Raw genomic sequence first — 17,509 nt, forward strand, 5'->3', positions numbered from 1 at the left:
CTTTTTACTAAACAATGAACTGCTGAATAAAAATCAGCGCTGCAAAACTACTCAAATAATTCCAACCACCAAATTAATCCGAATTATTCACCACAACCATTGGAAAACCATACCGCCAAGAGTTAGTGATATGTGTTCCTGCTTCTTTCGTAACCTATATTTCAATCTTGTAAAGTGCTTGCCATTATCTTCACGCATCTGCGTCGTTGCTAACCCCTTGAAATAGGGAACTATATCGGCGGGTTCAGACGCCTTGCATCTGCATAAAGCTAATGGCATGAATAATCCGGATTAAAAGCATTTAGTCCGAAAATCGCTGTCAAAATGCATCATTATTGGCAATTAATTGATAAAACAACTACCAATGTTAATTATTTCTGCCCCACCGAATATTGGGTTTACGCTATTATGTTTACATTTATTGCGCTAAAACTTTAAACCGTTGAATACGCGCCCTGAAATAACAGTTATAAAACGAAACATAACAAGTGTTGTTATCACTCCGTTTTGGGGGTATAACATTACTTTTAGTAATGAGATAAAGAAAATAACAACACCGGGTGATGATATATACAAATTAGCAGTAAGTGTGACGCAACCACATGACAAGACAATGCATCTTCCGTGAAATTAGTTGATATGAAACCTACATGACAATTAACTGACGCCCGAGAGAATGAAAATCGGGAAGGATGCGTGGGGTACCAATTCTATCAATGATTTGTAATTTAGTTTAGGCATAAGCCGAATAACTAAAAGCTGATAGAAATGGGAACTTCACAAGTATTATTCGATCAAGTAGTATCCCGGGGATGCGGACTTGATGTTCACAAAAAAGTGGTAACAGCCACAATTGATGGAGAAGGGGTAAAAAAGCAAACACGCGATTATCCCACCATTACGAGTTCTTTGAAAGAATTGAGAGATTGGTTATTGGGAAACGGTATTACGCACGTGGCAATGGAAAGTACGGGTGTGTTCTGGAAGCCTGTTTACAACGTACTGGAACCTGCCGGGTTGACAGTTTGGATAGTCAATGCAGCGCACATCAAGTATGTTCCGGGCCACAAGACGGATAAAAAAGACAGTGCCTGGATATGCAAATTATTGCTGGCGGGTCTGTTAAAGCCCAGTTATATTCCGCCCAAAGAGCAACGGGAGTTACGGGATTTGACACGTTACCGTACCAAATTGATACAGGGCAATGCATCGAACAAAAACCGTATAATGCGGCAATTGGAAGATGCCAATATCAAATTGTCCAGTATGCTGAGTTCTACCAGTGGTGTTGTAGCCACCAAATTGATAAATAAGCTTTGTGATGGAAAAGAGGTAACGATGCAGGATGTGGAAGAAGTTTATCACAAAAAAATCGGGGCAAGCAAAGAAGATATTTACGAGGCTTGCCAGGGTTTTATCACTGAACATCATATTTATATGATAGGCATCCATCGCCAGGAGATTGCACACAGCGAACAAACCATAGCGAATTTGAATGGGCGCATCAGAGAAATCCTGCAGCCTTACGATAATGTGCTGGAGTTGCTGAAAAAAGTTCCGGGCATCAGTTCAAAGAGTGTAGAAGACCTTGTTGCAGAAATAGGTTTGGACATGAGTGTATTCCCAAGCGAAAAGAACCTTGCATCCTGGGCGGGCATGTGCCCGGGTAACAACGAAAGTGCGGGCAAAAAAAAAGCGGAAGAACCACCCAGGGAAATAAACAGGTGAAAAATGTTTTAACAGAAATAGCCTGGGCAGCAACAAGAACAAAAGGTACATTTTACAAGGCAAGGTATCATCGGTTGGCAGCGCGTAGGGGCAAAAAACGGGCCTTAATAGCAGTAGGACATTCGATCCTGAAGTCTGTTTATCATATCTTAAAAGATACTTGTGAATACAAAGAGCTCGGAGCAGATTACCTGATTGAAAGGACGAAAGCAAAACGCAAAACATATCTAAAGAGCGAATTGGGCAAATTGGGATATACCGTTGAACTAAAGGAAGTGCCACTTGCGAAAGAAGCAGTTTAGTATAAACCATACAAAATTAGAAGGTCGATTTTTTCTGGCACCCGTTATTTGCGAATAATATCGAAGCCGAGTATGAAACTGACCTCAACGGCTAAGCACCCAAGAGAGTGCAAGAAGCACGAGTATGAAATTTTAATTTTCTTAGCTGTTGTTTCAATACTGTTAATCGTCAATAACCACATTTATCGTACCGATGAGTGCTCTCATTTCTTGTAATATATAGATAAGAAATTACAAATTTTAAACAAAAAATAGGGTGAATTAGCCCTTTATAAACAAAATATTTACGTATGAAAAAACTCAGAATAATATTTCATGGTGCAAGTACTTTTAGAATAATTTGCATTAGTATAATTCTATTTATTTCATCATGCGATAAAAGTGACAATGATAATTTAAACGATTATGAATCAGGTAAATTGAGAAATTTAACAGGGCTTGATGGTTGTGGTTGGATTATTGAGTTAGATGATAATTCGAAGTTAGAACCTATAAATTTAGAAGCCTTTGATTTGGAATTAGTAGAGAATAAAGAAATCAAATTTAAATATCAGCAAAGGGATGATTTAGGAAGTTATTGCATGGTCGGTATACTGATTGAGATTGATGAAATAATGGATGTGGCAAAATTATCATGTGACCAAAGAGTTATAATAAGTCCTGAAGAATATGAGAATGCACCTAATGACCCGTTTTCAATAACGGAAATAACAATTACGGCAGATTGTTTGAATATCAGATATTCAGCAAGTGGTTGTGATGGTAATACTTGGAAAATAAAATTGATTGATTCAGGAAATATTGCAGAATCCTATCCGTTTCAAAGAACACTGAGATTGTCACTTGATAACAATGAAGCATGTAGGGCAGTTATAGGAAAAGATATTTCGTTTGATATTAAGGACTTACAGATAGTTGGTGATGATAAAGTGATTCTCCATGTATCAGGAGAAGAAATACTATATGAATATTAGAGTAAACACCAGCTACCAACAAGAAATATAAGTCATAGCGGGGGTTCGAGAGTTTTTTGAAAGTTTATTACATTTACTCAGCAAATGGTGACCCGTGATAGTGAAGTAGCGCTGAATTTTCGCTACGAACTCATACACAAAACCGTTGGCAATAATTATCCACATCTGTATAACATAGAATAAACTAAATCGTCAAATAATAAACAATTTAAAATATATTTTATAATGAAATACACTATTCTGGTCATTATGTTTTTAATTTTTGTCAGTTGTAACACTGAAACAAAATCCAAGCAAGAAAATTCAGAAACTCCAACAAAAACTCAGAAAAGACTAAAAAAAATTGATCTTCCCATTGAAATAATACAAGCAGAAGTGTCATATTTAAGTAGCCCTATACATGCGAATAATACTACGCAGTTAAACTACGAATTGAATATTCTGAATAATTATAGAATACCCTTAAGTTTAAAAAAGGTGGAGATTTTTGATTTGCAAAACAATGATTTTCCAATAGCTGTATTTGATTCACTTTACATTGAAGAACATTTTGATAGACCTGGGGCTAACGATTTGGATGATTTGAAATTGATTTCGGGTAATGAATATGGAATTTTACATATTAACCTGGTATTTGACACGAACAAATCAACTCCAGACCAAATATTTCACAAGCTCTATTTTGAAAGGTTAAATAAGAAAAATGAACGCATAGTCCATCCGATGGAAGTTGCAATTGTTAATGTTCCTAAACCCACCGAACTTTCACTCGGATTACCTTTTAATAAAAAAGGAAAATGGCTGTACGGAGCCGAAAGTCATGAAGGAGCTAGATTTATAACCGAAGGAAAGGCCACCTACCCTCAGCGGTTTGGTATGGACTGGGTATTTATTGATAATGATGGATTATTGGCAAAAGACGATATTAAAGAGAATAAAAATTGGAATACCTATGGAATTGAATTAATATCGGTTGCAGATGGAAAAGTTATTGATATAAAAGATGGAATAATAGAAAATGAGCCATTATCTGAAGAGATGGCTGTACGCATAACGAAAGAAACTATTGGTGGCAATTATATTATCATCGACATAGGTAACAATATCCATGCTTTTTATGGACATTTAATTCCTAACAGCCTCAAATTAAGTATTGGCGATAACGTTAAAAAAGGACAGACTATAGGCTTACTAGGTAATAGCGGAAACTCTGATGCTCCGCATTTACACTTTCATTTAGAATCTAAATCCAATGACTTTTTAGGTGGAGAAGGAATACCCTATTTAATTACTGAATTTACTCAGTTAAAAAAATACTCAGTTGAAGAATTTGATCAATTATTTAATGAAAATAATGTTTCTTTAGACGCTTTAAAACCAATAGAAAAAAGTAATGAACTCCCGAGTGGATATGGATTAATTGAAGTTAAATAAATACTGCCAACACGCGGCATATAATATTGGGGTCTAGTTGGTGTAAGCATCCCCTTTTTTAAGACGATCTAAAAATCGATTTGTAAACGAATTTCCCCTTCATAATTGCCTAGCTCCATTAGGGAAAATGCTGAAAATGTCGTTTTCGTCAGCATAAAAGTGTAAAAAGCTGATTAGAAGTGTAAAAGCAATTGATAATAGTTTATATTTGTTTTTAGGACGCAATACAATAGTTTATAAAAAAGTTAAAAAAGAACAGGGTTTTTTACACTTATTACTGTGTTTTATCAGAACGCTGGTAGGTGTGGTAAAGTCTCTTCAAGTTGCAGTCTGTATAAGTATTGTTAAACTAAAATGAATGTATAATGAAACGAATTTTAGTGGCAGAAGACAACAGATTAATTCTGGAGACCGTTGCGCATAGTTTATCCAGAGAAGGCTATCAAATTATTAAAGCCGAGGATGGAAAAGACTGCTTAACAAAGCTCGAAAGCAATGAGGTTGATTTGCTTATTACCGATCTGTATATGCCAAATATAAATGGTCTCGAAGTAATTTCGAGGTTACACGAGTTTTATAAAAAGTTAATTCCGGTAATGGTTTTATCGGCAGCAGGAGCTGAAGAAAATGTGATGAAAGCTTTTGATCTTGGTGCCGATGATTACATGGTAAAACCTTTTAGCCTGATTGAACTAAATATGAGGGTAAAAAGACTATTATCTGCCAGGAAATAGTATATTTAGTTTCAATTAGAAACTCATAATCAATGCGACATATCAGCTTTGCGATTAATCTGTTGATTGTAAATTGTTTTGCTTTTTTATGTTTCGTTGCCGTTCCTCAAGTCGTTCAGGCGAAGCACTTGTTAATTGTACAAGCCGGCGTTTCAATTCAACAACCCGATACCGTTGAAAGTCCGGAGGATGAAAATGCTGTTATTGCTATTACTCAGGAAGCAACGGCTGAAAATCAGGAATTAAAATCTGCTGATACCATTCCCATAAAAAAAATTGATTCTTCAGAAAAACAGAAGCATCCTGATTATTCGGTACTCAGTATTTTTGTTTCAAATAAAAAAATTGAGCAATTAAAAACCAAACTGATTGAATACGGCGAACAACATTTGCCGTGGAAAGCCAGAAAGGTTTACCTCGAAGTAATCGAAAAAGTTTTTGATTATTCCATTTTGCTGCTTTTAGCTGCACTGATTTTATTCTTTATCAGCAACATTGCAATTGTGCTGCTAACTTTAAATTTTACCATCAAAAGAAAAAATCAAAAAGAAAAGTTCAAACGGATTTATGGGAAGATGTACGAAGAGGTAATTATGGATTACATTTTCGGAAACATCGACTGGGAAAAAGCACTGATTAAACTCAAAAAAATTAAGAATAAACCAAACCGCCGAATTCTAATCTCGGTTCTTATGAATTACAAAGTCAACTTTAAAGGCGAACTTGAACGATTTATTCCTGAAATATATTTGAAATTAAACCTGCAAAAAGATTCGCTTAAGCTGGCCAAATCGCGACACAGCCATAAAAAGGTTATGGGGATTATGGAGCTCACACACCTTTATCCGCAGGGGGCAAAAGGAATGATTCGTGCCTTAACTAATGACCCGAACGATTATGTTCGCACAGAAGCGCAAATTGCATATGTTACGCTAAACGCTGAAAATCCGTTTAGCTTTTTTGATAACTTAAAACAACCATTTGCCAAATGGGCGCAATTGTCGGTGTTTTACCTCATTCGGCTCAACCAAATACCGGTACCCGCGTTTGCCCGTTTTCTATCTTTTAAACACTACAATATCCGGAATTTCAGCCTAAAGATGATTACCTTTTTTCAGCAGCTTGAAGATGTTTCGGAAGTAATAAAAATGGTGGATAGCAAAATGGAAGAGACCCGTTTTCTGGCCTACCAAGCCATTAACGACCTTCGCTTATACGACAGCCGCGAATTGATAAAAAATAAATTTGATGGCGAAACAAAAAGGAACAAACTCGAAATTCTGAAAGCATTTAAAAATATTGGAGACCTGGATGATTTTACTTTTCTTGAGGAGGTGATGAAAACCGGTTCAACATCGTTAAAACTGGAAGCATGTCGCTCGGTGTATTACATGAGCGAGGAAAGCAGAGACAAAATTAGTAAGCATACAAAAAAAGAAATACCGGAACTTGAACTTTTAATAGCTCATGTAAAGGATCCGCGAAATTAGTTTATGGGAATTGTAAGAACAATAATAGAATCGCTATTTCTGATTTATACCATTGGTATTTTCAGTTTTTATTTTTGGCTTGCCGTTGTTTCGGCCAGAGAATTGACACGAAATGTTCGCGAAGCCAAAACAACCAACTTCGATGCGCTTCTGTCTTCTCCCTTTGCTCCCAAAATTTCGCTTTTGGCACCGGCATACAACGAATCACTTACCATTGTCGACAACATTAAAGCGCTGCTTGGGCTGTATTACCAGAATTTCGAGATAATTGTTATTAACGACGGCAGCAAAGACGATTCGCTGGAGAAAACAATTGCTGCATTCGATCTCGAGAAAGTACCGTTTGCGATTGATTATCAGATTCAGTGCCAGGAGATTCTTGGCGTGTATAAATCACGGGCAAAGGCTTACTCTAACCTTACCGTGGTTGATAAACGCAACGGAGGAAAAGCCGATGCACTAAACGCAGGAATTAACATTGCCAAAGGCGATTATTTTATTTCAATTGATGTGGATTCCATTATCGATCCGCACGCGCTGAAAAAGCTGATAAAACCTTTCCTTGAAGCAAGCGATAAAAAGGTAATTGCCGCGGGTGGTGTAATTCAAATTGCCAATTCGTGTGTAATTGAAAACGGGCACTTGGTGGAAGTAAATGTTCCAAGCAAACTTATTCCGCGTTTTCAGGTCATCGAATACAGCCGATCGTTTCTGATGGGAAGACTGGCCTGGAGCCGCCTCGATGGTTTATTGCTGATATCGGGGGCACTGGGTCTTTTCGACAAGGAGGTGGTTATAAACTGCGGCGGCTACTACACCAAAACCGTTGGCGAAGATATGGAGTTGGTAGTACGCATGCGTAAATACATGGCCAATCAGGGGATAAAATACAAGGTGGTTTATATTTCCGACCCCTTGTGCTGGACCGAAGCACCTTCAACTCTAAAAGTACTCGGATCGCAGCGAAACCGGTGGACACGCGGCACAATTGATACCATCATGCTGCACCGCGATATTTTTATGAATCCGAAATATGGTTTTATGGGAATGGTTTCGCACCCCTACTGGGTGTTTTTCGAATGGCTAGCCCCGATTGTTGAGTTTTTAGGCATAGCCTATTTTATTACCATAGCCTTGCTTGGGCTCGCCGACTGGTCGTTTTTTTACGTGATGTTTGGTTTTATATTCTTTTTTGCAATTATGATTTCGACCTATGCCATCCTTTTCGACCATCTTTCTTACAACCGCTACAAGAAAAAACGAATGATAATAAAGTTACTAATGACAACCTGGCTCGAGCCGTTTATTTACCATCCTTTAATTGTGTATTGGGGACTCCGGGGGAACTACGACTATTTTATTAAAAAGAAAAAATCGTGGGGTAAAATGACGCGCGCCGGCTTTGACATTTCGAAACAAAAAAAATAAAATACTGTGAAGAAGAATCGATTATATATCCAAATAGTAAGTGTACTTTTTATTTTACTGGTTACAGGAACATCGGGTATTCTGCAGGCTCAAACCTTTGATGAGGCCCGAAATTATGCCTTTAACGGCGAACGGGAAAAAGCCCGCAGCATTTGCCGTCAGATTCTTTCCGAAAGTTTTAATTCGGATGTAGCTTTGTTGATGGGCCGTACTTATGCCTGGGATGGAATGTACGATTCGGCAAGGGTGGTATTGCAGGACGTTTTAATACAGCGCCCCGAAAACATGGAAGCCTATGATGCGCTTTCGGATGTTGAGTTTTGGGCTGATAACAATGCTAAAGCCATTGAATATTGCAACGCAGCCTTAAAGCTGGAACCTGAATCGCCGAAGTTTACCCTGAAAAAAGCAAGGATACTTTACAGCAATGAGCAATACGAAGAAGCAGTTAACGTGTTGGAAAACTACCTACATGAAAACCCGGGCGAACCAGAATTCCTGCTCAAGTTAAAAGATTACAGGCTTGACTTGATGAAAAACAAAATCAGGCTGGTATACACCTACGATCATTTTAACAGCGATTTTAACCGCGATCCCTGGCATTTTCTCGCCCTGTCGTATGGGCGAAAAACCAAACTGGGATCGGTTATTGCACGTTTGAATTATGCCAATCGTTTCGATTCAAACGGGCTGCAGCTTGAAATGGATGCCTACCCGAAGATCAGCGAAAACAATTATGCCTACGTGAATTACGGATTCTCGTCGTATTCACTTTTCCCGGGAAACCGTTTTGGTTTTGAGCTGTACCACAACTTTCCAAAAGCCTGGGAAGGTTCGCTAGGAATGCGCTACCTCGATTTCAGCTCTTCGGGGGTTGACATTTATACCGCTACTCTTGGAAAATATGTAGGGAATTATTGGATCTCGCTGCGATCGTACGTCACCCCCGATTCTGACGGAACATCGGTGTCAGGCGCGTTGTCGGTTCGCCGCTATTTCGCCGATGCCGAAAATTATTTGGGACTTAAACTAAGCTATGGTGTTTCGCCCGACGACAACAGAAGACCAATAGATACGGAAAAGAACCTGACTTTAAAAACCAGGTCGGCAAGAGTGGAATACAACCGGCTAATTAAAAAATTATGGATTGTAAGTGCCGGTTTTAATATAGGTAGCGAACAACTGGAGCCCGGCAATTATTCGGGCTACTATTCATTCGATATAGGATTTTCGAGGTTGTTTTAATAGAGAATAAATGGGGAAAATTACCGATACATTAGGTTTGCTTGTGCGCACATTAAGGCGTTTTATCAGCCTGAGTTTTATTCTGGCCGGAATTATTCTGTTTGTGCGTTTATACGAGATGGTTATCACCTCCAATTACTACAGTTATCCGCCGGGTAGTTTTAGCTCGTTGCTTCTCGGAATAAAATACGACATCATTCTGTACCTAAGGGTTTCTGCAGTGTTGATGATTCCATTTTTACTGCTGGGTTTGTTCAGCCAAAAAGCCGCGCGTGTATTTTTTATTTCCGCTTCGGTATTTCTGGTGTTGGGCGATATGCTGCTGCTCAAATACTTCTCAACCGCAGGTGTTCCGCTGGGCGCCGATTTGTTTGCCTATTCCATCGAAGAAATCAACCAAACCGTACAAAGTTCGGGCGAGATGAATGTGTGGCCTTTTATTTTTATGGCCCTCTTTTTGGTTTACATTGTGCGGGTTTTTATCAAACACGTTTACTACAAGCTAAAACCGTGGACGCTCCTTATTATTTCGGCAGTAATGTTTACCTCATTGGCTCCGCTCGGGTTTTTAAAACCTCAACCTTCTGATTTTGAGAACGAATTTTCGCTTTATGCAGCCACCAATAAACTCAACTTTTTTAGCGAAAGTGTACTTAAGCGTTATGTTTTTAACGAGCAGTTAGACAATCAAACCTACACTTTTAAAACTAAAGTGGCCACTGCCGATGGTTCTTTTACTTACCTCGATGAAGATTACCCTTTCCTCCACAACGAAACAACACCCGATGTTTTGGGTAAATACTTTGAACCACTGGAAACCAAGCCGAACATTGTTTTTATTATTGTTGAAAGTCTTGGTCGGGCCTACAGTGGTGAAAGCGCTTACCTGGGCAGTTTTACGCCCTTTCTGGATTCGCTGATGGATAAGAGTTTATACTGGGAAAACAACTTAAGTACTTCTGGCCGAACCTTCGAGGTGCTTCCGTCAACCCTGGCATCGGTTCCGTTTGGCGACCGCGGTTTTACAGAACTTGGCGAAGATATGCCCGATCATTTAAGCCTGATCAGCATTTTAAAAACCCAGGCCAACTACACCAGTTCGTTTATCTACGGCGGTGAAGCGCATTTCGACAATATGGATATTTTTCTGAAACGGCAAGGGATTGATAAAATTATCGACAATACCAATTTTGGCACAGGCTATAAAAAAATGCCGCCCTCTGCTACCAGCGGTTTCTCATGGGGATTTGGCGATAATGAAATTTTCAGACGTTATATCGATGAAATAAAAGCCGATACAGCAAGTCCGCGAATGGATATTATCCTTACGTTGGCAATACACAGCCCTTTTGTGGTTGCCAACCAGGAATATTACATTTCGAAATTTAACGAGCGATTGGAAGAATTAGAACTTTCGGAGAAAACAAAAAACTTCAATCGGAATTATCAGCAACAGTTTTCAACGGTTCTTTATTTTGATGATGCCCTCAGGTATTTCTTTAGCGAATTCAGGAAACTACCTTCGTTTAACAACACCATTTTTGTTATTACGGGCGACCATCGTATGCCGGAAGTTCCGATAAGTACGCAGCTCGACAGGTTTCATGTGCCGCTGGTAATTTATTCACCAATGATAAAAAAGCCAGCTAAATTCTCATCGGTCGTCACGCATTTTGACATTACGCCTTCGTTACTTGCCATGCTGGATGCCGATAGTATAATTTCGCGTCCGAAAGCAGCAGCCTGGATCGGACATGGCCTCGACGACACAGAAGATTTCAGGGTTGCGAATGCTTATCCCCTGATGCGAAACAAAAACGAAATCCTCGATTTTATCGATGGAGAACGGATGTTGGCCAACAAAGTAATTTACCAGGTTTACGAGAACATGAACATTGAAACAGTTGATGAGCCTGACCGGGAAAAAGAACTTGAAACTAAACTCAACAATTTCCTGTTAAAGAATAATCATGCTATTAAAAACAATAAACTTATTCCCGACTCGCTGAAAGTGTATACTTATCGCGGGCAATAAATCAGGCTGAAACCGCGACAAGTGACTACCCAAATAAATTTTTTATATAATTTGACCACGAAATGGTTAACTCTGCCCCTTTGGTTGAAGCCATTTTCGCTCATGAGGGAAACATATGCAAAGTTTATTCATAGGTTCTGAAGTAAAATAAAACACGATGCATTGAAAATACATAGTTTTAAATCCATTCAACTTCGCGATTAAGTTCAGCTCTCGCATCACAGTTAAATCAGTCGGTTGGCGGATATGGACGCTCTTCGAAATCGGCAACGACAACTTGCAAGTGACCGTTGTCGGAAATATCAAATCAAAAATTTAGAAAAGTTGAAAAACATGGTTTTCTTTATGTGAATTTAGCACAATAAATACCAAAACTAGTTAATATGAAACTGATCCTACTATTCCTTACAGTCCTTCTTTATTTCCCATTAACCTTAAAAGCTCAATCTGTTTACACACAGATGCCTGATGACCCGGAAGCCCTTTATTTCACTTCTGAAAACTATGACATAGCGTCGGATGGAAAACACGATGTTTCTGATGCGCTTCAAAAGGCTATAAATAAGCTTAAAAAGGAAAAGAATTTTGGCATTTTATTCATTCCTGAAGGAAAATATTTGATTAGTAAAACCATTTATGTTCCAAAAGCAATACGCCTAATTGGATATGGAAAAAATCGTCCGGAATTTATTTTAGGTAAAAACACACCAGCTTATCAGGATGAAAATAACTACATGTTCTGGTTCACCGACAATTTGGTTGAGGAAGGCCGGCAGCCAAGGGATGCCGGTGCAGGGACATTTTATAGTGCCATCTCAAATATCAATTTCCGGATTGAAAAAGGGAATCCAAAAGCGATAGCGCTTCGCACCCATTTTGCACAACACAGTTTTGTAAGCCACTGCAACTTTTATACAGGCGATGGTTATGCCGGAATTTATGATCTTGGAAATGAAATCGAAGATCTGAAATTCTACGGCGGTGAATATGGGATTTCCACGGCCAGAACATCTCCGGGTTGGCCCATGATGATGATTGATCTGTATTTTGAAGGTCAGCGAAGTGCTGCCATAATAAGCCGAAATACCGGGATGACCATTGTATCCATGCATGTGAAGGATGCACCTGTAGCTGTTGAGCTTCAACAAGGTGTTTCGGATAGATTATTTATGGAAGACTGCCTTTTTGAAAAGGTAAAGAAAGGAGTAGTTATTGGGGTTGAAAACGAAACCAACAACCAGATAAACCTGCTGAATATTGCGTGTAACAATGTAGATATTGCTGTGTACTTCTCTCCCAGTGAAACAAGTATTGTTGGAAAAGGGAATAAATACCTGATCAACAATTTTGTATATGGTTTGGTCATGGATGATATGTCTGATGATTCCGAATATAAAACGGTCATCGATATGGAAGTCCTTGACCTTGTGCCCGAAAAGTTGGATAAGCTTATACCGGATCTGCCTCCAATGGATACATGGGTTAATGTCAAAGATTTTGGAGCTGTGGGCGATGGCAAAACAGATGATACACAGGCCATAAAAGAAGCGATTGCCAAACACAAAAATGTTTATCTGCCATCAGGTTGGTATCGGGTTACTGAGCCACTTAAATTGAATAAAGGAAATGCATTAATTGGTCTGCACCCTTTTGCCACTCAATTAGTGCTTGCTGAAAGTGAGGCCAATTTTAGCGGGTTTGGATCACCCGTTCCTGTGCTGGAGTCATCAGAAAGAGGAGACGATATTATCAATGGAATTGGAATAAAAACCGGCGGCTATAATAACCGTGCAGTTGGACTCAAGTGGATGGCCAGTGAGCATTCCATGATCAACGATGTGAAATTTGTAGGAGGACATGGCACCATGGCAAAACCAGGACAGCCTTCCCACGATAGAAGACGAGACCAAAATATCAGCAGCCCGTCGGAGCCGGTTTATTCGCAGGGAATGGATCTGGCCTGGGACAATCAGTACTGGAGCCTCTGGGTGACCAACAATGGCGGGGGAACACTCAAAGATATATGGACGGCTAACACTTATGCTAGTGCAGGTTTATACATCAGCAATACCGCTACCCCGGGAAAAATTTATGCCATGTCGTTGGAACATCATGTGCGACAAGAGGCTCGCTTTAATAATGTTGCCAACTGGGATTTCTATGCTTTTCAGTTTGAGGAAGAAGGCAGGGAGGGTAAAAACGCCCAAACGCTTAATTTCGCGAACTGCAATGACCTGATGTTCGCTAATTTCTGGATGTACCGCACCATTCGTGTGAATACGCCCCGGCCGTGGGGAGTGAAAGTATCCAACAGCCAGCATATTGATTTTCGTAATATGCGCAGCTGGACGCAGGTTTTGCATCTACCGGAACGTACGATTTTCGATATGGACAAAAACCTGATTGTATATCCGGGAGATTTTGCACGGGTGACCATAAGCGGAAAGGAAAAACAGAACAGAAATGAAAACCCCAATAGTATAGCCGAGAAATTAGGCTTTGGCTATGAGTTTGCTACCGGGGCTGTTTCTGACAGTAAGGGAAATGTATACTTCTGCGAAAACCAGCAGAAGCGTGTATACCGTTGGTCGGCTGAAACCAACACAATATCAATCTATGCTGATTACCCTTACAAGCCTTTTTCGCTGGCCGTTGACACCGAGGATAATTTGATTGTAATCTGCCGTTACAATCCTCAACCAGGATTTGTTGATGATAATCAGCCAAAAACAATAGAGACGCTGCCCGACAATAATCCCTATTACAGTGGTTGGGGCAATGGAGGCTGGGCAAGTCTGGCCTATGCCATAAATCCTGACCATGTGGATGACATGCAGCCACTACAACTTGTAAAAACAAATCAGGTGAAAAATGTAGAACGTGTAATCCACCCTACCCACCGGTGGAGAGAAAATTTTAAGGAGGTAGCCACAGGCATGGCCGAAACAAGCTTTGTTGCACCCGATGGTGTTACTATTATTCCCAACACTTTTGATCTTGGTCGCTCGGTGCAGCTTATGGCAGTTTCGCCAAAGCAAATCGAAGCTGTTTATGTAACTCATGAAGATCCTAAAATCACTTACCGTTTTCAGGTAGATGACAAGGGTATGCTCACAAATAGGAGCGAATTTGTAAAAAGAGGTGAGTACAGCAATGTGGTCGACAGCCGAGGTAATTTGTATTTAGCCGAAGGGGAAATATTAGTTTTTAATAATGACGGAAATGAAATTAAACGAATCAGTCTGGATGAACGTGTACATTCAATGACCTGGGGAGGTAAGAATAAAGATGAGCTATTCGTAACCACAAGCACCGCATTTTACAGGATCAAATTGTAAAAATTTAAACCATTAAACTAGCCAACTATCAAGAATGAAAAATGCAGAAGACTATTGTCCTGAAGACAAAAAAGACTGGAGAAATTGGCTTGAATTGAACCACAACAAAAAAGAGGGAGTCTGGCTCATTTTTTATCGGAAAAATTCTCCTAACTATAATCTAAGCTGGAGTGAGTCAGTAGATGAAGCGCTATGTTTTGGTTGGATCGATAGCACAAAAAGGACAATAGACAATAGGAAATACAAACAGTACTTCTGTAAACGAAAAGCAAAAAGCAATTGGTCTAAGATCAACAAGGAAAAAGTAACGATCTTAATTGACCAGGGATTGATGGAAGAAGAAGGATACAAAAGCATTGAAATTGCGAAAGAGAATGGTTCCTGGACAATTTTAGATGAAGTTGAGGCACTTGTAATTCCTGAGGATTTAAAAGCAGAATTTACGAATTACAAAGGCTCAATGGAATATTTTGAAAGCCGAAGCAAGTCGGTTAAAAAGATTTTATTGCACTGGATTGTTTCTGCCAAAAGAAAGGAAACAAGACGAAAGAGGATTTTAGAAATCGTAGAAAATGCGAGTAAAAATATGAAACCAAAACAATTTAGATAGAATAAAAACGGGGCACTACAAAACCTATACAATGCCCATCGGGATACTTCGCATAGCCAAACCATACCAACCCCTTACTCCAACTATCCAATCCCAAACCCCTATAACCCCAAAACCCCAATAGAATCAGTAGCTACAGTCGAAATAGCTTAAGATGTGATGACGATATCCAAAAATAGAATGTCGCCAGCCCACTTTTTAAGACAATATCCCGGGATATAGTGTCGATAGCCCTGGATATGGTGTTGCCAGCTTGGGATATTGTGTTCATATCCTTGTTTTTTGAGGCTATATCTTAAGATATGTATTACATATCCCTGGTTTTCGGGGCAAAAAACAGGGCTACGGGTTTGCCCGCCTTGGATATAGTGTTGCTATCCCTGATTATTGTGTTTAAAATCAGGGCTGGCGTTTAAGCGTTTTGCAACAGGGCTTCAAATTCCTGCTTTTGCACTTTGGCTGCATTCTTTCCGCGCTCGAGATAGTGTATCAGTCCATCGAGATTGGCTTCCTGCATAAGCTCCACATCAAAATCCTTATCTTTTAACTGAAAGATATCGGATAGGCCAGAATGCTTAAACAATTTAGTAAGGGCAAGGTATTTAGTAGTGTCGAGGCTTACAAAAGTACTCAGGCGGTCGATCTTCCAATAGCTGATATCCTCCTTGCCAAGACCCGAGATACTGCGTAAAGTATCGCCTTCAGGTGTACAATTATGAGTGATAAACAGAAAGGTTTTAAACAAGAGCACATCGTCGACCACATCGGCCACGAGATAGCCAATTTTAATGTCGTAAATTTTTACCGGCAGCAGCAAATTTCCACGATGTATCGTTAACTCGCTTATGGTGTTGGTATTCTGCCATAATATGTAATTGATTGCAGGTCGCTTCAACAAATCGAGCCGCTGACATAAACGTTTTATAGCGTGCGATTGGATATAAACATCGAGTTCGTTTTTTGTTCCATTGTAATTTTCACCAAAAACATTTTTCTCTACCTTAATCCACAAAAAATAAGGCTTTTCTGCATTTGGTTTACCAAGCCGAAAAGCAGGCCTTACCTGGTTATTGATGGTAAACTTTTTTACTTCGGCAGGTATACCATATATTTCAGGAACAATGCCAAAAGACGGATTATCTTTATATAAAGCAAGACTCCGCATATTCAAACCAAAGTACTTGTACTCAGGATTACTTAACTGCGTAATGATTTTATAAAAATGAGTGATTATGTAACTATACGCTAAGTTGAAAAAGCGGGATTGAGCCGACTTTAACATCTCAATATCAGGATCATTCTTATCCTCGAATGAATCAGCCAGAGCCTTTTGCAGTGCTCTGGTATAATCCTGAAGTAAAGAACACTGGTAGGCTGATACTATAGTATTCTCTTTAATCTCAATATTTCGTACACGGTAATATTCCTTTACTTTTTGTGTAATTCTTTTTAACTCAGCACCAGAGACATAACCATCAACTACTTCAGGATTCGAGATTCGTAAACGTCCCTCATATAAGCGGTGTTTATTGGTATTGGAAAGAACACGTGCGTCGGTTCTTAATCCAAGAATTTTAGCTGCTTCGATAACATCCCGAATGTAATTCTTATAACCACCGTTTGTTTGATGGGCAGGTTTTTTCTTTCGATTATTCTTTTTGCGGGCCATATGGAGTGATCTATGGAAAGGAAACCGTGCTGCCAAACACAACACGGTTTCAGCTTGTTTTACAAATACGAGTCAATTAATCTATTTTCGCAATTGTTTTAGTTTACGCACCAGGCTGTTGTCTTTTCCGAGCAAACCTTCTATGAGGCTAACAAAGGCCGATGCATCGTCGTACATTTCTTTTAATGCGGCGTTTGAAGCTTTTGTGGCATCGAGAGCAGCTGCCTGTGCTTCTTTTTGCCTGCCCTCAGCATCTTCGGCACTAGTAATTTTAGTGCGTAAACCACCTACGCGTTTAGCAGGATCGAAACCGGCATCGATAAGCGGTTGTGCATTTTGTTCAGTAATCACCGCTACCTGCGTAGCAAAATCACGTTTTTCTTTTTCATTTAGTGTTGTCATAATTTTTCTAAATTTAGACTGTTAATAATTTGTGTTATTAATACTGCCACCTGTATTGCTTACCATGGCGCAGGTGGTTTTTATTGTCTATTATGGAAACACATTGAGCTTGGCCGGGCT

13 protein-coding genes are annotated in these 17,509 nt (G+C 39.4%); 11 read left to right on the top strand and 2 right to left on the bottom strand.

The genetic code is table 11. From position 1 onward, the window contains the following. Positions 1-768 precede the first annotated feature (768 nt). The 11 genes from G0Q07_RS13330 to G0Q07_RS13380 all read left to right on the top strand — a co-directional run bounded on the left by G0Q07_RS13330 (position 769) and on the right by G0Q07_RS13380 (position 15,318). Positions 769-1,728: an IS110 family RNA-guided transposase gene (locus tag G0Q07_RS13330; RefSeq protein WP_163346808.1), complete on the top strand. Its 960-nt coding sequence runs from the start codon at positions 769-771 to the stop codon at positions 1,726-1,728. Beyond that, positions 1,725-2,030 (top strand): hypothetical protein, encoded by a 306-nt coding sequence (locus G0Q07_RS13335; protein WP_163346811.1) that lies wholly within the window; start codon positions 1,725-1,727, stop codon positions 2,028-2,030. The genes G0Q07_RS13330 and G0Q07_RS13335 overlap by 4 nt, the downstream gene beginning before the upstream one ends. 290 nt (positions 2,031-2,320) lie before the next feature. Beyond that, positions 2,321-3,004 carry a hypothetical protein gene (locus G0Q07_RS13340; RefSeq protein ID WP_163346813.1) on the top strand — a complete coding sequence of 228 codons (684 nt, stop codon included), beginning with the start codon at positions 2,321-2,323 and terminating at the stop codon, positions 3,002-3,004. A 225-nt stretch (positions 3,005-3,229) separates the two neighbouring features. After that, entirely contained in the window at positions 3,230-4,438 is a 1,209-nt protein-coding gene (locus G0Q07_RS13345) for a M23 family metallopeptidase (protein WP_163346815.1), read from the top strand. A 365-nt stretch (positions 4,439-4,803) separates the two neighbouring features. Continuing rightward, positions 4,804-5,172 (top strand): response regulator transcription factor, encoded by a 369-nt coding sequence (locus tag G0Q07_RS13350; RefSeq protein WP_163346817.1) that lies wholly within the window; start codon positions 4,804-4,806, stop codon positions 5,170-5,172. A gap of 32 nt (positions 5,173-5,204) precedes the next feature. Beyond that, a complete protein-coding gene (locus G0Q07_RS13355; protein WP_163346819.1) occupies positions 5,205-6,662 on the top strand; it encodes a hypothetical protein in 1,458 nt (485 codons plus the stop codon). Between the two features lie 3 nt (positions 6,663-6,665). Further along, the gene (locus tag G0Q07_RS13360) at positions 6,666-8,090 is read left to right on the top strand and encodes a glycosyltransferase family 2 protein (RefSeq protein WP_163346822.1); all 1,425 of its coding nucleotides are present in this window, start codon (positions 6,666-6,668) and stop codon (positions 8,088-8,090) included. A gap of 6 nt (positions 8,091-8,096) precedes the next feature. Further along, positions 8,097-9,335 carry a YaiO family outer membrane beta-barrel protein gene (locus G0Q07_RS13365; protein WP_163346824.1) on the top strand — a complete coding sequence of 413 codons (1,239 nt, stop codon included), beginning with the start codon at positions 8,097-8,099 and terminating at the stop codon, positions 9,333-9,335. A gap of 10 nt (positions 9,336-9,345) precedes the next feature. Beyond that, positions 9,346-11,370, top strand: coding sequence for an LTA synthase family protein (locus G0Q07_RS13370; RefSeq protein WP_163346827.1), 2,025 nt, complete (start codon positions 9,346-9,348; stop codon positions 11,368-11,370). Positions 11,371-11,753: 383 nt separating this feature from the next. Then, positions 11,754-14,708, top strand: coding sequence for a glycosyl hydrolase family 28-related protein (locus G0Q07_RS13375; RefSeq protein ID WP_163346829.1), 2,955 nt, complete (start codon positions 11,754-11,756; stop codon positions 14,706-14,708). Between the two features lie 34 nt (positions 14,709-14,742). Beyond that, the gene (locus tag G0Q07_RS13380) at positions 14,743-15,318 is read left to right on the top strand and encodes a YdeI/OmpD-associated family protein (protein WP_163346831.1); all 576 of its coding nucleotides are present in this window, start codon (positions 14,743-14,745) and stop codon (positions 15,316-15,318) included. 412 nt (positions 15,319-15,730) lie between these two features. Here the strand turns inward: G0Q07_RS13380 and G0Q07_RS13385 are convergent, their stop codons facing one another. Then, on the bottom strand, positions 15,731-16,987 hold the full coding sequence (locus G0Q07_RS13385) for a hypothetical protein (RefSeq protein WP_163346833.1): 1,257 nt from the start codon (positions 16,985-16,987) through the stop codon (positions 15,731-15,733). Between the two features lie 81 nt (positions 16,988-17,068). Then, the gene (locus G0Q07_RS13390) at positions 17,069-17,389 is read right to left on the bottom strand and encodes a hypothetical protein (RefSeq protein ID WP_163346836.1); all 321 of its coding nucleotides are present in this window, start codon (positions 17,387-17,389) and stop codon (positions 17,069-17,071) included. Positions 17,390-17,509 lie beyond the last annotated feature (120 nt).

The sequence above is a fragment of the Draconibacterium halophilum genome (genome assembly GCF_010448835.1).
Classification (GTDB): domain Bacteria; phylum Bacteroidota; class Bacteroidia; order Bacteroidales; family Prolixibacteraceae; genus Draconibacterium; species Draconibacterium halophilum.

Coding starts and splice junctions, on each gene's coding strand:
- G0Q07_RS13360 (WP_163346822.1), top strand. CDS start 6,666: ATGGGAATTGTAAGAACAATAATAGAATCGCTATTTCTGATTTATACC.
- G0Q07_RS13350 (WP_163346817.1), top strand. CDS start 4,804: ATGAAACGAATTTTAGTGGCAGAAGACAACAGATTAATTCTGGAGACC.
- G0Q07_RS13375 (WP_163346829.1), top strand. CDS start 11,754: ATGAAACTGATCCTACTATTCCTTACAGTCCTTCTTTATTTCCCATTA.
- G0Q07_RS13390 (WP_163346836.1), bottom strand. CDS start 17,389: ATGACAACACTAAATGAAAAAGAAAAACGTGATTTTGCTACGCAGGTA.
- G0Q07_RS13380 (WP_163346831.1), top strand. CDS start 14,743: ATGAAAAATGCAGAAGACTATTGTCCTGAAGACAAAAAAGACTGGAGA.
- G0Q07_RS13345 (WP_163346815.1), top strand. CDS start 3,230: ATGAAATACACTATTCTGGTCATTATGTTTTTAATTTTTGTCAGTTGT.
- G0Q07_RS13355 (WP_163346819.1), top strand. CDS start 5,205: ATGCGACATATCAGCTTTGCGATTAATCTGTTGATTGTAAATTGTTTT.
- G0Q07_RS13385 (WP_163346833.1), bottom strand. CDS start 16,987: ATGGCCCGCAAAAAGAATAATCGAAAGAAAAAACCTGCCCATCAAACA.
- G0Q07_RS13340 (WP_163346813.1), top strand. CDS start 2,321: ATGAAAAAACTCAGAATAATATTTCATGGTGCAAGTACTTTTAGAATA.
- G0Q07_RS13370 (WP_163346827.1), top strand. CDS start 9,346: ATGGGGAAAATTACCGATACATTAGGTTTGCTTGTGCGCACATTAAGG.
- G0Q07_RS13330 (WP_163346808.1), top strand. CDS start 769: ATGGGAACTTCACAAGTATTATTCGATCAAGTAGTATCCCGGGGATGC.